The following is a 13,834-nucleotide window of genomic DNA, read 5'->3' on the forward strand; positions in this document are numbered from 1 at the left end:
AAGTTTCCGCGTGGAAGAAAGGACGCAGGATTATACGCTTTTTAGCGCTTTGGTTGAACCTTTCAAGCGACCTTGTAGGCCACCAGTATGGATCACTAAAACACGCTGATGGTTTTTAATCTGACCCCGCTCAATCATGCTGAAAATACCTCGCAGCATTTTAGCCGTATAAACCTGTTCTAATGGGATCGCATAGCGTTGTTCAAAGTCCTGCATAAACTGTAAAAGTTCCGGCGTTGTTTTGGCATAGCCACCACAGCAAAATTCATCACTGATGCTCCAATTGGTTTTCTGTGTCAACTGAGCAACATCGTCGCAAAGAAAATTGCCTTTGAGCGCAGAAAAACCAAGAACATGTTGATGTTCCGCACTGGCTTCGATCAAGCCCGTTATGGTTCCACCTGTACCGACGGCACAGCAGATGAGATCAAAATTTTGTTGATTTTCATGGCTTAAGATTTCCGTACAGCCACGGATAGCCAATGCATTGGTTCCACCTTCAGGAATGACATAATGTTCGGGATATTGCTGTCGTAATTGCGCTAAAGCGTCTGCTTGTTTCTGTTCTCGATACTGTTGGCGTGTGACAAAACTGAGCTGCATACCAAACTGTTCGGCGGTGGCTAAAGTCGGATTTCGGGCTTGATGTTGTAATTCTTCCCCACGGATGATGCCTAGACTGCCGAAACCAAATAAATATGCAGCATATGCAGTGGCTGCAATGTGATTTGAATAAGCGCCGCCAAAGCTAAGCACCTGTTTAAAGCCTAATTTCTGCGCCTCAATAAAATTATATTTAAGTTTATAAAATTTATTGCCCGATATTTGTGGGTGAACCAAGTCCAAACGCTTAATACACAAATCAACCCCTTGATATTGAATAGTCTGCTCAGGAATGGCGTGGGCGATAGATTCAAACATGTTGGTAATCGTTATCTTGGTGGTTAGAGGTCAAATAGGTAGGCATTGTAAAACGGTAGGTGCGGAAGATGAAATCCTTTACATCTTGTTCAGCTCAACTTTACTTAATGCACTTCACTACCAGCATCCGCTAACTAGCAACATCAACAGAGGTGACGACAGACATACCGGGTCTTAAGTTTTCCAAACCTTGTTGATTGGGATCAATCGCAATTTTCACGGCAATGCGTTGCACGACTTTAGTGAAATTTCCTGTGGCATTGTCAGGTTTCAATACACTAAATTCAGAACCAGCCGCAGGGGAGATTTGCTCAACTTTGCCGTAAAATTTTTGATGTTTCATACCATCGACGCTGAACCAAGCTTTTTGACCAATATGCATATCTGCAATTTGCGTTTCTTTAAAGTTAGCTGTCACCCAGCGCTGCTGTGGAATTAAATACATCAGTTGAGAGCCTGCCGCAACATATTGACCAATACGCGGGCTGACTTCGCCAAGTTGGCCATCCATAGGTGCCACAATCGTGCTGTAGTCTTTAGTGGTCACTGCCTGATCAAATTGTGCTTTGGCACTATTCACTTGCGCTTTAAGCCCTGTCGCTGCAACTTGTGCAGTTTTGAATGATTCTTTGGCAACTAGTAAATTGGCTTCTGCTTGATGAAGTTGAGCCAAACTATTTTTAGCGTCTGCAGTGGCTTTATCTTGTTCTGATTTCGATGCAGCGCCAGTATTGCCGAGTTGTTGGTAGCGCGTCATTTGTGCAAGAGCTAATTCATAGGCCGCACGTGATTGGTCCACTTTCGCTTCGGCTGCCGTAATATCTGCTCTGCGTTGTTCAATGGCCTGGCTTTGATTGGCAAGTGAGTTCTGTGCTTGTTCCACCCCAGATTCAGCCTGTGTGACTTTTTGATCATAGGTCGTTGCATCGATATGCATAAGCACTTGACCTTTTTTCACATGATCGAAATCCGTCACCAAAACATCTTTCACATAACCATTAATTTGTGATGAAAGCACCGTGGTTTTGCCTTTGACATAGCTATTTTCAGTCGACTCGATACTGTTATGAAATGGACCAATTCGCCACGCCCATAAGATCAGCGCAATCCCCAACAAGAGGATAATCAACATGAAAATCAGGGTACGCTGCGGCGTAGAAATAAGCTTGCTCGATGGTGTAGGCATAGTAGCTTCTGTTTGTGGTTGCTGCGGTGCTGCTTGCTCAGTGGGTTTATGGTCTTCTGTCATGTTGTTCTCAATATCAATTAGGTCATTTGGCTGTGGCTTATGTTGTGTAAATCGAAGAAATCTAACTACTATCCGTGCGTTGCTGTTGGCGTAATTGATATTTATTTTTGCCCATCAGCAATAAACCCCAAAGCAACAATAAAACGGCGAATATGCCATTTAAAAAAATCACATCGTTATAGGCTCGAACTTGGGCTTCTCGAGTGATGGTTTGATTAAGGCTACGTATGGCTTGTTGTTGGTCTAAATTGGGGTCTAAAGAATATTGATGCGCAATTTGAGCCAATTGTTGTAGGCGCTGTTCCACTACAGGTGAGGTTTGCGATAAATCATTATAAATCTGTGCCTGATAGGTTTGGGTACGCATTTGCTGGTAGGTCGAAAAGAACGAGGATCCGACCAATCCCCCAAAGGTTTGCGTTGCAGAAAACAGCACGATAAACGTCACCATGTGAGATGGGCCTTTTTGCAAAGCACTGACAATGCCTGTAAGCAAAAGTGGGCCAATAAACATGCCACTGGCAAAGCCCACCAAAAACTGACTCCAATAAAAATCATGTGGTCGTACATCACTGGTCAGGTGGTAATCCAGTGCACAGGCGAAGAGCACGAGACCTGCTGCACCAAGTAGATGAAGTACGATTTTTTCTTTGGAAAAGGTCAGGGCACTAAACACTGTGCCTAAGACAATTCCGATCAGCACAACGGTATAAAAAGAAACGAATTGGTCGGGTCCCATGCCCATGGTTTTCAAAAAATTCACGGCCGCATAGCTTTGTTCTGACATGAGGAAGCGAATGGCAAAGGCACCGATAATAAAACTTACGGTAGACGATGTTCCGAGCCAGCGTGTGACAATCAGGGGGTTGACCCGAAAATGTTCATAGGTCAGGCCGACGACTAAAAGAATCAAAGCGGCGATGAGTAAATAAGCCAACCATTCAGCTTCAAACCACCAAAGAATCGGGCCTTGAGTCAACACGATACATAGCAACGCAAAGCCGGGTGCCAATAATGCAAAGGTGAATAAATCTTGCTTTTCAAACACTTCGATACGTAGGCTTCGTGGCAGTTTTAGAGAGACCACCATCGCCAAACAACATAAGGCTAAACCTAATTCAAAGGTATAGAAAATAGACCAATCATTTACATCGACCAGATAGGGCGACATGATCCATGCCAGTGGAATCCCCAACTGCTGAAAGCCCAAAGCTAGATAAAGTCCACGACCAAAATGAGCACGTTTAAACGCTTGCATGATGTAATACATCCCAAGCGAACTGAGTGGAGCTGCAAGTAAGCCGCTAATCACCCGTGCAAAAATTGCCATTTCATAGGTATGGACGAATAAATGCAGCAGCATCACCGCGATAAATAAAACCAAACCAATTTCTGAAAATAGCCTAAGTCCATATTGTTGACGGGCTTTAAATAAGATCAGGTTAGAGCTGACATTTGCCATAACAAATGCCGCAGGAATCCATGCCGCTTCTGAAGGCGTTAAGCCATATTCACCTTGTAGAAGGGGAAGATTTGCCGTGATAAATCCATTACTTAAACTCCCCCGAGATCGCAACAAATAAACCGATAAAGAAGTATAAAAAACGCTTATAGGTGGGATGTGCAATGGCAGCGGGAGATCCGGGCAAAGTCGGTTTTTCTTCGGGTGTCCAATCCGGAGCAGGTTCTAATAAACGCGGTGATTTGGACATGACGTGTTACCCGCAAATACCATGTAGTAAAAATTCCACGGCACGTTTGGCGAGTTTTTCCTGATCTGCTTCGGTATGGCCTTGCAAAGCTGCACGCAAAATGGAGGTGACCATGGCATAGTCCGCCGGTTTAAAGTCTGCTCGGCAGCGACCATTTTGAATGGCCTGATTAATCATCGGTTGCAAAATTGCATCACGTCGTTGGTATATTTCAACCATGGCAGGATCATCCCGATCAATCACACGCCAATATTCCATTAGGGCTGTGAGATAGGGAATATTATAAATATGGTCTTGAATGAGGCGAATAAATCCATCATCGAACTGTGCATAATTAAGCGCACGCTGTTCAAGTCGGTTCAAGGCAGCTTGCATTAAGGCGAGTACTAACTCACGACGGTCATTAAAATTACGATAAAACGTCGCACGTCCAACTTGAGCTTGATCCATGATGAGTTGTAGAGGCGCATTGATTCCGTGAATACGGAATACCTCAATCGCAGCTTCTAAAAGGATTTCACGATTTTGTGCAGCGAGTTGTTGACGTGTGGACATTATTCTTTGAAAGCATCATTTTAAATTTATCTAGATATTAAACGGACAAAAGTGTCCGAAGTAAAATCGTATTCGATAGCATTTTTGTAACTTGTCGTCTATGTAGTTTTAATAAAATGAATAAATTATTTATTGTTAAAAGAAATATTTTCTTATCATCATCAATCTACATCCGCATTCGTAAGACAGTCGAGACATAATTCCTGACAATTGACCCTAAATCGGCAGATAAATAAGGTGAATATCTGCACAAAAATGCTATGCTGAATTTATAAACAAGATAATTATAAAAATGGAGGGCATCCAATGAGCAAATTAAGTCGGGCTGTGTTGCCTATGCTGTGCCTGTGCAGTTTTTGGATGGTTGGTTGTGATACGACTGACGAATTGCATCGTCCTCAAAATGAACATCGCACCATGATTATTGGTGGTGTCCCTGTAAATGACCATGACTATAAATTGCCCCGTGAAGATGTTGCATTCAATGAAGCCGCTGCAGATGACGATTAGCAGATGGATCTGTAAAAAAATTAGGTGGACATACTGTCAGTACACGGTAGTGAGACGTGACATGTAAAGAGTCACAGATGCAGTGTGCTACGTCAGATGTGTGAACATTTTGAAGTAGACGTCTTACTTCTGCAGTTTAGTTTGTTGGATTAAAGCCTTACAAACATTTAAAAAGGCTCTGTACTCGCCCAGTATGCCCGAACTGGAATGAACCGTGGTTCAAATGCTTAAATCAGGTCAATCTATCAGGTCTATTTGCCAATTGGATGCCTGAATTTCTAAGTTATTTTGTCTAAGTTGCTGACTAATGCTATCGGCCTGTTTCTGTAAATCTGCCACGGCAATGGTTTTAATCCAACGGATTTCACTTGAGCTATAACGACCATTTTCACGGCGTGAGCTGTCAATTGCTTGTTGCAAGATTCGATGCTGCTGGGTCAATAAATCACGTTCATTGAGCACTGAAAGCATGGAGCGTCCAGAACTGGTTTTAGCCCGTGCATTGGTGGCGTGAATCTTTTCAATTAAACCATAAAGTTCTGTATTTACGGCAAATGCTTCTTGAATTAAAGCATTCGGTTCTTCGCTAGGTGCATCACCTTCTTGAATGAGCACGTTGTTATTGATTCGTTGTTGCAGTGAAGCCAATTTTGTTTGTAAGTCACTGCGTAAAAGTAGGGCTTCGGCTAATTTCATTGTCTTGATATTAATTTGTACTTTTAGCGATCATGCGATGGATTAATGCAGTATTCAAGTTATTTATAGTGAAAAATTTGGTCAATTAAAATAAACACTGCAAATTATAGGGAGAAATTCAGAGATTCTATCTGTAAAATTGCCACGAATTTAAGTGAAAACGGTGTGATAGTGGAATCATTTTGGATATTAGGCTCGATTGCGGCAGCACTATTACTTGGTGCAATGAGCCCAGGGCCAACGTCAATTTATGTGGCGAAGAATTCCATTGCAATTTCACGTAAACACGGTTTATTTACCGCACTTGGTACAGGTTTGGGCGCTGCAATATTTGGGCTTTTAGCGGTATTGGGTTTGCAGGCATTTTTATTGGCTGTACCTTCTGCATATTTGGCTTTAAAAATTTGTGGTGGTTTATACCTGCTTTGGATGGCATTTAAAATTATAAAACATGCCAAAGAACCGATTGAAGCTGGTGATGCCAGCAGCTCGCAGATGTCACTCCGTCGTGCCTTTACGACTGGTTTAATTACCCAGTTGTCGAATCCGAAAATTGCAATTGTGTTAGCCAGTATTTTTACGGCACTTTTACCGAAAGACATTCCGACGTATTTTTACTTTGTACTGCCAGTTTTGTGTTTCTTTATCGATGCAGGGTGGTGCTCATTGGTCGCTGTGGCTTTATCGGCAGAAAAACCACGTAAAGTCTATTTGAAGTTTAAAGCGGGTTTTGATCGGGCAGCTGGGGCAGTGATGACAGTGCTTGGGTTAAAGCTGATTTTTGGGATGAAGTAATTATAATAAGCAAGTATGTTTTTTAAAAATCCTATATAGTTTAGGACTCATGTAGAATTCTTAAAAGTTGCTCACTGTTTAAGATGGTTTTTATTTGAGCAAATTAAATAGGTCTTTATGTAAATTTCATTTGTTAAAACAAAAAATAAATCTTATTAAAATATAGGTAAAGTTTAAAATGATAATAAAATCAATAATATTTATGGGAATTATATTTTTGAGCTGTATTGTCTATTCAAAGCCAACAGTATTGGCACAGGCCGGAGATGTTAAAATTATTCAAACAAATTGTAATGATAAAACTTATCAATGTGACTATATTAAAACCTATCAGAATAAAACTGAGAAATTGATAAGCGAATGGAGTAAAACTGCAATTGCTTATCAGTTTAGTCCTGATCTGATTGGGTTTAAAATTGGTGCGACAAATATTCCACACTTACTTATGGTCTATAATGAATCAAATCATAAGCAAGATTTTTTTGAAGCTTTAATGGTAGATAATAAAAACAAATGTTTCATTACCCATGAAAAAGTTAAAAAAGGCCAGTACGAGATTAAATTTTACCGAATACCGAGTTTAAAAACGTATTTTGTTATAAGTCATAAAACAAAAGGTTTAGAAGATTTTACTAGGCTTGCAACACATTATAGATTTGAGGAAGATGGTTCTTTTCATTTTAATTATGAATTAATCGAAGATGATGAGAGTTACTATAAAGAAATTAAAATTATGAATCCGTGTAGTGAGAAACCAAAGGTAACTTTAGTGACATAGGGGGATAATAAGGGCTAACCTGATTATATTTTAATTCTAAGTTTAAAAGAGAATAGTAATGACATGATCCTTTTTTTAATATTTAGCATTAATATTCAAGAAATGTCAGTAAAATAATATTGTATCGTAGAAGTTCAAGAGTACTAATAATGATTTATAAAGCTTTATTCTTAAGTTTACTAAGTGGATTTGCATGTCAAGCATACGCACATGAGCATTTTCATAAAACACGTTATGGTAAGTTTCAAATAAAAGAATCAGATGATTATCCACGTGGTGCGTTGTATTTTAATAACAAACTGGTTAACCCTATGGTAGAAGGAAATACTAGTTTAGATGTTAGAGGGATATACCAGTTAAATAGTGATGATATCCTACTTGTTGAGGAGATTGGTGGAAGCGGTTGCCCTGTTACATTGTATTTCGTAAAAATTTCTTCAACTAAGAAATTGACAGTTTCACCTGCCTTTGGATCATGTTCTGATTTAATTAAAGTCAATGCTTCGGCCAGTAAAATTGTAGTGAAAATGCCTGATTTTATGGGTGTACCTGACAATGAAGCTCAACAAATTGCAGGTGCAAAGCATAAAATTACCTATATTTATGACGGTCAAGTACTTAAAGAAAATGGAAAAATAATACGCTAAAATAATATAGATTATATTTAAGTTTAATAAGAAAAAGCCCCTACAACGTAGAGGCTTTTTCTTATCTAAGATTTAAATCTCAAGACACTTTATCACCCGGTTTAGCACCAGATTCAGGTGAAATCACCCACACACCATCGCCATTACCTGCAGCTAATACCATACCGTTAGAAATACCAAAACGCATCTTACGTGGTGCAAGGTTAGCCACCATCACCACCAGTTTACCTTTTAAGTCTTCAGGTTGGTAGAACTCACGAATACCGCTAAACACGTTACGTGGCTCAGCTTCGCCGACATTTAAAGTCAATTGAAGCAGTTTGTCTGAACCTTCAACATGAGCTGCTTCTAAAACTTCAGCCACACGCAAGTCAACTTTCATAAAGTCTTCGATACCGATGATTTCAGCTTCGCCAACTTTAAGCTCAGGTTTCTTTTCAGCTTTCTTCTCTTTTTTCTTCTCAGCTTTAGGTGCTTCCGCAGGGGCAGCTAAAGAGTCTTTAGACGCATCAACCATAGCAGCAACCGCTTTCGGGTCCACACGTTGCATCAATGGTTGGAATTGAGCAATTTCATGATCCACCAAAATCGTTTTACCAGACGCAAAGTCGAAAGATTCTAATTTTAAGAAGCTTTGAACTTCAGCTGCCAAGGTAGGAAGTACTGGTGCAAGGTAAACAGCCAATTGACGGAACAAGTTGATGCCGACAGAACACACGTCATGTACTTGTTGTTCTTCACCTTCAATTTTCGCTAAAGCCCAAGGCTTTTTCTCGTCGATATATTGGTTGGCTTTGTCAGCAAGCGCCATGATTTCACGGATGGCTGCAGAGAACTCACGTGCTTCATATTGAGCAGCGATTGAAGCGCCTGCATCAATAAAGCTTTGTACCAATTCAGGCTCTGCACACGTTGCAGAAAGTTTGTTATCAAATTTAGTATTGATGAATTTCGCACAACGACTTGCGATGTTGACCACTTTACCCACTAAGTCAGAGTTTACTTTCTGAACGAAATCATCAAGGTTCAAGTCAGAATCTTCAACTTTGTCAGAAAGCTTAGATGCAAAGTAGTAACGTAAATATTCAGGGTTTAAATGCTCTAAATATGTTTCCGCTTTAATGAACGTACCGCGAGATTTAGACATTTTTTGACCATTTACAGTCAAGAAACCATTTACGAATAAGCTTGTTGGGGTACGGTAGTTTGCACCTTCAAGCATTGCAGGCCAGAACAACGCGTGGAAGTAAACGATGTCTTTACCAATGAAGTGATAGACTTCATTTTTCGAATCTTTTTTCCAGTAATCGTCAAAGCTTAGGTCAGGACGTTTGGTCTTGATGTAGTTTTCAAAGCTCGACATATAGCCGATTGGCGCATCAACCCAAACGTAGAAGTATTTGTTTGGCGCATCTGGAATTTCAAAACCGAAGTAAGGCGCATCACGTGAGATGTCCCAATCAGACAGACCTGCTTCAAACCATTCATCGAGTTTGTTGGCAATTGACACAGGTAGACGGCCTTCGTCTCGTGTCCATTTTTGCAGGTATTCACCAAAGTTTGGCAGTTTAAAGAAGTAGTGATCTGAAGATTTTTCTACAGGTGTCGCACCGCTCAAAGTCGATTTTGGATTGAGTAATTCAGTTGCGTTGTATGTTGTACCACACACTTCACATGAGTCGCCGTATTGGTCTTCCGCTTTACATTTCGGGCATGTACCTTTAATGAAACGATCCGACAAGAACATTGCTTTTTCAGGGTCAAACAATTGCGTCACAGGGCGTACAGCAATGTTGTCCGCTTCACGGTTCTTAATGTAAATCTCTGAAGCGCGTGCTTGGTTTTCAGGGCTATTAGTTGAGTCGTAATGGTCAAAGTCAACTCTAAAGCCAGCAAAGTCACGTTCATGTTCTTTTTGCACATTGGCAATTTGCTGTTCAGGCGAAATACCATTGGCTTCCGCACGTAGCATAATCGCTGTACCGTGAGCATCATCCGCACATACATAAGTCACGTTATGACCCATTGCACGCATGGCACGAACCCAAATATCAGCTTGGATATAACCGAGTAAATGACCCATATGAATTGGGCCATTCGCGTATGGAAGGGCGTTAGTAACTAAAATATTACGCACGGATATGACTCTCTCATTCGTATTTATGCAATGGGCTGTAATTTTACATGAGATAGCCAGTACTTGCACAAGGGAATAGGTGAAATCTTTGCAAAAGTAAAAAAATCTATATTGCTGACACAATTACAGTGATAATAGCGCATAACTGTGATGCTTAAGAGTAAGAAGCCCATGTATGAAGATGACTATGAAGACGATCAGCCAATCACTCGTATTCCTCAAAATGAACAGCGTCATAAATTGGGGCATCACATTATTAAAGATGCGCAGCAATATTTAGAACAGATTTCTGCAGATGAGCATGCCTTACTGATTAAAACCCTGCGTCATTTGGCACAAGATGAGCCTTATTTCGATATTTTGGCCGATGAATTAGATCAGCCTCTAGAAATGAAAGTAGCGAATGATGCTTTAAATTTATTGTATTTTTGGCAACTGGTTCAACAACATGAAAATGATGCAGACTTTGATTTTCTGAATGTCATCAATAGCGAGTTTTTCCAAACTGAAATGTTGAAAGCCTTTGATGCCTTAGAGATTGGTGAAAATAAAGCGCAACGTCGTTTGGTTCTACTTGAAGCTTTTAAACTGTATAAACTGAATTTCCATGCCGGTTGTATCCCTGTCTTGTATGCACAGTTAGAAGGCATTTTAACGGATGTACTGCTTCAAACGGGCTTTTTAAAGCAGAGCGGTACCAAGTTTGTCGATGTCTACAAAATTGTACCCGGTCTAAAAGGCAGTGAAATTAAAAGCCTGTGGCACAAATCTAAAATTGCCAATGAGTTGAATCCGTATTTTGCCGAATTGGCAGCCTATCAAATGGATAGCAGCTCTACTGTAGCCATGACCCGCCATAATATTTTGCATGGGACCGACGTCGCGCATTTTAATCAGGGACGGAGTTTCATCCTATTTATTTGGCTGTTTTCCGCAGTAAGCTTTATGAGCACGGTCAGCAAATAATCTTTTTATGTAGCGGTAAAGTGCGTCATTAGGGGCTTTACCGTTATTCCTTTTGCTTAATTTAGATTGATGAATATCAATACAATAAAAATAGCCTTTATATTTTTCAATGATTTAATACATTTAAACTCGGATCAATTTTAACTCCTAACCTTATGCCAAAAAGCATAAATGCAACGTCATGTAGCTCAATTGTTTCTAAATGCATATTTTTAAGGTCATCCCGTCAAAGCACGTTATAACTATTGTTAGACAATAACAGAGAAGAGGCGAGAACGATGACAACTGAAAATAAAATTGATCAATTGAAAGATAAGGCGTCAGAGTTGGGTGATGATCTAAAGCTCAAAGCCAAAGAGGCTCAACTTGAAGGTGAAAAAGCACTCGATGGTACAAAGCATAAAGTTGAAGAACTCAAGCTTGAGGGTGAAAAAACCTTAAATGACGCCAAACATGAACATGCAGAACAGCATGCTGAAACCAAAGACCGTCTAGAGCAGTTAAAAGCAGAAGCGAGTCATAAATTTGATGAAGCCAAAGTCAAAGCTTCCGAACTTAAACATGAGGCTGTGGAAAAATTTGATGAACTCAAAGTGCAGGCGACAGTGAAATTTGACGAGTTAAAAAAGAAAGCCACTGACACACTGCATAAGTTTAAAAAAGATGACCAAGCTTAATTAGGTTTGATGAAAAAAGCCGTTCTATAAAGAGCGGCTTTTTTAGGTTTTATTGTTTTAATCCATCCAAATTTTCAGTCTTAATATTTTTGACTTGATCATCGACTACGGTAATTACGTAGCGCATATTGGCAATTTTATAGGTGTAATCTACCGCCAATTTTGCAGGCTGATTTTTCTCTTGCAGCGGATAGGACACCATTTTCATCGGAGAAGCTTGCATACGCGAGCGCATGAGATCGATGCTATCACCAATCGCTACAGTTTGTCGGTCAGGTGTTTGAATGGCTTCAGTCGCAATTTCTGCATAGGCTGCTGAAGTCAGGAGCATCAAGGCACATAAAGCCGTTTTATACATATTCTTCTTATACACAGTCTTCTGATACATCGTCATCCCCATTTTAAAAACTAAAAAGCACAAAATGTGCCTTTAGATTGCACATCCATCGCTATGATTATTCTGTTGAAACGATTGAAATATAAACTGAAATTACGCTGTAAAAGTATGGTTGATATGTAATCAATTTAAAATTTTATGGCTTTGGTTTAGCCGCATAGATCAACTACACGGGCATTTTAAGTGGCGCACGCTTGAAAACTTGTTTGAAAGCTGACTAAATTACTCAACTTTATAAGCTTATAGGGATAAGTCATTCATCTCCCTCTTACTCTGGGGCAGATGAACAGGTAAACTATCGCTATTATCTTTTGATGTTCCTGTTTGGAGACAACATAATGTCGTGGCTTTCTTCTCTAAAATCTGTGTTTTCACCCTCCCAAGAGGTGAAAGAAGAGGAAATCCAACAGGTTTTACAAAACTATGTACTTCCCAATTCAAATAATGCTTTAAAAGACCGTATTACACAGGTAAATGTGCAAGGTCAGATCTTGCAGATCACGATTAATACCTTTCCTTCAGAAGCCGATGACTTACAAAAAATCCATGATGATTTGGCCGATGCATTGGAAAAATGTGGCATCACAGAATTAAATATGCACGTGATTCAGCAAAAGACTGGACATACATCGGGTGGTTGCGGTCATCACCATGCAGAAGGTGAAAGCTGTTCTAGCCAAGAAAAAGCAGACAGTTCAGCAGCAAAAAGCCAGTTACCTCCAGTTGTGGATGCGTCTGCGAAAACACCTGAAGCACCTGCCGAAGTTGATCCGAATAATCCACCGATTCAAAAAGCGGCTCCACAACAGCGTGATGTACCGAAACATCCACGCATTAAAAATGTCATTTTGGTGTCATCTGGTAAAGGTGGTGTGGGTAAATCGACCACCACAGTGAATTTGGCGCTTGCATTACAACAACTGGGTTTAAAAGTTGGTGTATTAGATGCAGACATCTATGGTCCAAGTATTCCAACGATGCTCGGCAATGCAGGCCGCACGCCGATGATTGAAGCTGAGCAATTTGTTCCTATCGAAGCATATGGTATGGCTGTACTTTCAATTGGTCACTTAACTGGGGATAACAATACGCCAGTGGCTTGGCGTGGGCCGAAAGCGACAGGGGCGTTAATGCAGCTCTTTAACCAAACTTTATGGCCTGATCTGGATGTATTGGTCATTGATATGCCACCAGGCACAGGTGATATTCAGTTGACACTTGCACAACGTATACCGGTGACAGGTGCTGTGATTGTGACGACACCACAAAACATTGCATTAATGGATGCAACCAAAGGTATTGAGTTGTTTAACCGTGTACACATCCCCGTGATGGGCGTGGTTGAAAATATGTCGACCCATATCTGTTCAAACTGTGGGCATGAAGAGCAAATCTTTGGCACAGGTGGTGGTGACCAACTTTCAGCTCAATATGACATTCCACTCTTAGGTCGTTTACCGTTGAACGTACAAATTCGTGAAAATGCAGATGCAGGGAAACCGTCTGTGATTGCTGGTGATGATGCTGCTGAAAGCTATATGGCAATTGCGCAAAAAATTGCAGATGCATTGCCTCAAGCTGAAAAAGATAAAAACCGTATTTTCTAAGGGTTAACTGAAATTTAAGTTGCTCGCATTAAATCTGGCCTCGTGCCAGATTTTTTTTTCTTAAAAAGACCCATTTTGATTTTTTTATAGGCAGTTGGTTGCTGTAATTACACAATATTACATTGTATACATATGTAACGCTATATTTTAGCGCTTAATCACACTCATTAAATTATCTTGATAAATA

General features: G+C 40.2%; 13 protein-coding genes and 1 pseudogene. 7 read left to right on the top strand and 7 right to left on the bottom strand.

Going from position 1 to position 13,834, the window contains the following annotated elements; translation table 11 throughout:
• Nucleotides 1-30: 30 nt before the first annotated feature.
• The 4 genes and pseudogenes from FTU29_RS03865 to FTU29_RS03880 form a co-directional block, all read right to left on the bottom strand.
• Nucleotides 31-921, bottom strand: a complete 891-nt coding sequence (locus FTU29_RS03865) for a 1-aminocyclopropane-1-carboxylate deaminase/D-cysteine desulfhydrase (protein WP_180120507.1) — start codon at nt 919-921, stop codon at nt 31-33.
• 130 nt (nt 922-1,051) lie between these two features.
• Complete coding sequence (locus FTU29_RS03870; protein ID WP_180120509.1) at nt 1,052-2,170, bottom strand: HlyD family secretion protein; 1,119 nt, start codon at nt 2,168-2,170, stop codon at nt 1,052-1,054.
• Between the two features lie 61 nt (nt 2,171-2,231).
• Nucleotides 2,232-3,882, bottom strand: a pseudogene (locus tag FTU29_RS03875) (MFS transporter).
• A 6-nt stretch (nt 3,883-3,888) separates the two neighbouring features.
• Nucleotides 3,889-4,437, bottom strand: coding sequence for a TetR/AcrR family transcriptional regulator (locus FTU29_RS03880; protein WP_111884906.1), 549 nt, complete (start codon nt 4,435-4,437; stop codon nt 3,889-3,891).
• A 306-nt stretch (nt 4,438-4,743) separates the two neighbouring features.
• Between FTU29_RS03880 and FTU29_RS03885 the strand changes: the two genes are divergently transcribed.
• Nucleotides 4,744-4,947: an NF038215 family lipoprotein gene (locus FTU29_RS03885; protein ID WP_180064033.1), complete on the top strand. Its 204-nt coding sequence runs from the start codon at nt 4,744-4,746 to the stop codon at nt 4,945-4,947.
• Nucleotides 4,948-5,184: 237 nt separating this feature from the next.
• On the opposite strand, the gene FTU29_RS03890 is transcribed toward FTU29_RS03885, so the two are convergent.
• Nucleotides 5,185-5,643, bottom strand: coding sequence for a DIP1984 family protein (locus FTU29_RS03890; protein ID WP_180120511.1), 459 nt, complete (start codon nt 5,641-5,643; stop codon nt 5,185-5,187).
• A gap of 171 nt (nt 5,644-5,814) precedes the next feature.
• Between FTU29_RS03890 and FTU29_RS03895 the strand changes: the two genes are divergently transcribed.
• From FTU29_RS03895 to FTU29_RS03905, 3 genes are all read left to right on the top strand, one after another.
• On the top strand, nt 5,815-6,438 hold the full coding sequence (locus FTU29_RS03895; RefSeq protein WP_078192408.1) for a LysE family translocator: 624 nt from the start codon (nt 5,815-5,817) through the stop codon (nt 6,436-6,438).
• A 217-nt stretch (nt 6,439-6,655) separates the two neighbouring features.
• Nucleotides 6,656-7,216 carry a hypothetical protein gene (locus FTU29_RS03900; protein ID WP_180120513.1) on the top strand — a complete coding sequence of 187 codons (561 nt, stop codon included), beginning with the start codon at nt 6,656-6,658 and terminating at the stop codon, nt 7,214-7,216.
• A 149-nt stretch (nt 7,217-7,365) separates the two neighbouring features.
• Nucleotides 7,366-7,863, top strand: a complete 498-nt coding sequence (locus FTU29_RS03905) for a hypothetical protein (protein WP_180120515.1) — start codon at nt 7,366-7,368, stop codon at nt 7,861-7,863.
• A 79-nt stretch (nt 7,864-7,942) separates the two neighbouring features.
• Here the strand turns inward: FTU29_RS03905 and metG are convergent, their stop codons facing one another.
• Nucleotides 7,943-10,000: a methionine--tRNA ligase gene (metG, locus tag FTU29_RS03910; RefSeq protein WP_180120522.1), complete on the bottom strand. Its 2,058-nt coding sequence runs from the start codon at nt 9,998-10,000 to the stop codon at nt 7,943-7,945.
• Between the two features lie 171 nt (nt 10,001-10,171).
• Here metG and FTU29_RS03915 point away from each other — a divergent pair, with 171 nt between their 5' ends.
• Nucleotides 10,172-10,966, top strand: a complete 795-nt coding sequence (locus FTU29_RS03915) for a hypothetical protein (protein ID WP_180120651.1) — start codon at nt 10,172-10,174, stop codon at nt 10,964-10,966.
• 278 nt (nt 10,967-11,244) lie between these two features.
• A complete protein-coding gene (locus tag FTU29_RS03920; protein WP_078192269.1) occupies nt 11,245-11,643 on the top strand; it encodes a hypothetical protein in 399 nt (132 codons plus the stop codon).
• Nucleotides 11,644-11,692: 49 nt separating this feature from the next.
• On the opposite strand, the gene FTU29_RS03925 is transcribed toward FTU29_RS03920, so the two are convergent.
• Nucleotides 11,693-12,031, bottom strand: a complete 339-nt coding sequence (locus FTU29_RS03925; RefSeq protein ID WP_180120524.1) for a hypothetical protein — start codon at nt 12,029-12,031, stop codon at nt 11,693-11,695.
• A gap of 347 nt (nt 12,032-12,378) precedes the next feature.
• Between FTU29_RS03925 and apbC the strand changes: the two genes are divergently transcribed.
• A complete protein-coding gene (gene apbC / locus FTU29_RS03930; RefSeq protein ID WP_180120526.1) occupies nt 12,379-13,647 on the top strand; it encodes an iron-sulfur cluster carrier protein ApbC in 1,269 nt (422 codons plus the stop codon).
• Nucleotides 13,648-13,834: the final 187 nt, after the last annotated feature.

It is taken from the genome of Acinetobacter sp. YH12086 (genome assembly GCF_013419345.1).
GTDB classification, from domain to species: domain Bacteria; phylum Pseudomonadota; class Gammaproteobacteria; order Pseudomonadales; family Moraxellaceae; genus Acinetobacter; species Acinetobacter amyesii.

What these genes read in the sequence shown, in the direction of transcription:
- FTU29_RS03920 (WP_078192269.1), top strand. Translation starts at nt 11,245, where the DNA reads ATGACAACTGAAAATAAAATTGATCAATTGAAAGATAAGGCGTCAGAG.
- FTU29_RS03905 (WP_180120515.1), top strand. Translation starts at nt 7,366, where the DNA reads ATGATTTATAAAGCTTTATTCTTAAGTTTACTAAGTGGATTTGCATGT.
- FTU29_RS03880 (WP_111884906.1), bottom strand. Translation starts at nt 4,437, where the DNA reads ATGTCCACACGTCAACAACTCGCTGCACAAAATCGTGAAATCCTTTTA.
- FTU29_RS03890 (WP_180120511.1), bottom strand. Translation starts at nt 5,643, where the DNA reads ATGAAATTAGCCGAAGCCCTACTTTTACGCAGTGACTTACAAACAAAA.
- FTU29_RS03915 (WP_180120651.1), top strand. Translation starts at nt 10,172, where the DNA reads ATGTATGAAGATGACTATGAAGACGATCAGCCAATCACTCGTATTCCT.
- apbC (WP_180120526.1), top strand. Translation starts at nt 12,379, where the DNA reads ATGTCGTGGCTTTCTTCTCTAAAATCTGTGTTTTCACCCTCCCAAGAG.
- FTU29_RS03885 (WP_180064033.1), top strand. Translation starts at nt 4,744, where the DNA reads ATGAGCAAATTAAGTCGGGCTGTGTTGCCTATGCTGTGCCTGTGCAGT.
- FTU29_RS03925 (WP_180120524.1), bottom strand. Translation starts at nt 12,031, where the DNA reads ATGTATCAGAAGACTGTGTATAAGAAGAATATGTATAAAACGGCTTTA.
- FTU29_RS03870 (WP_180120509.1), bottom strand. Translation starts at nt 2,170, where the DNA reads ATGACAGAAGACCATAAACCCACTGAGCAAGCAGCACCGCAGCAACCA.
- FTU29_RS03865 (WP_180120507.1), bottom strand. Translation starts at nt 921, where the DNA reads ATGTTTGAATCTATCGCCCACGCCATTCCTGAGCAGACTATTCAATAT.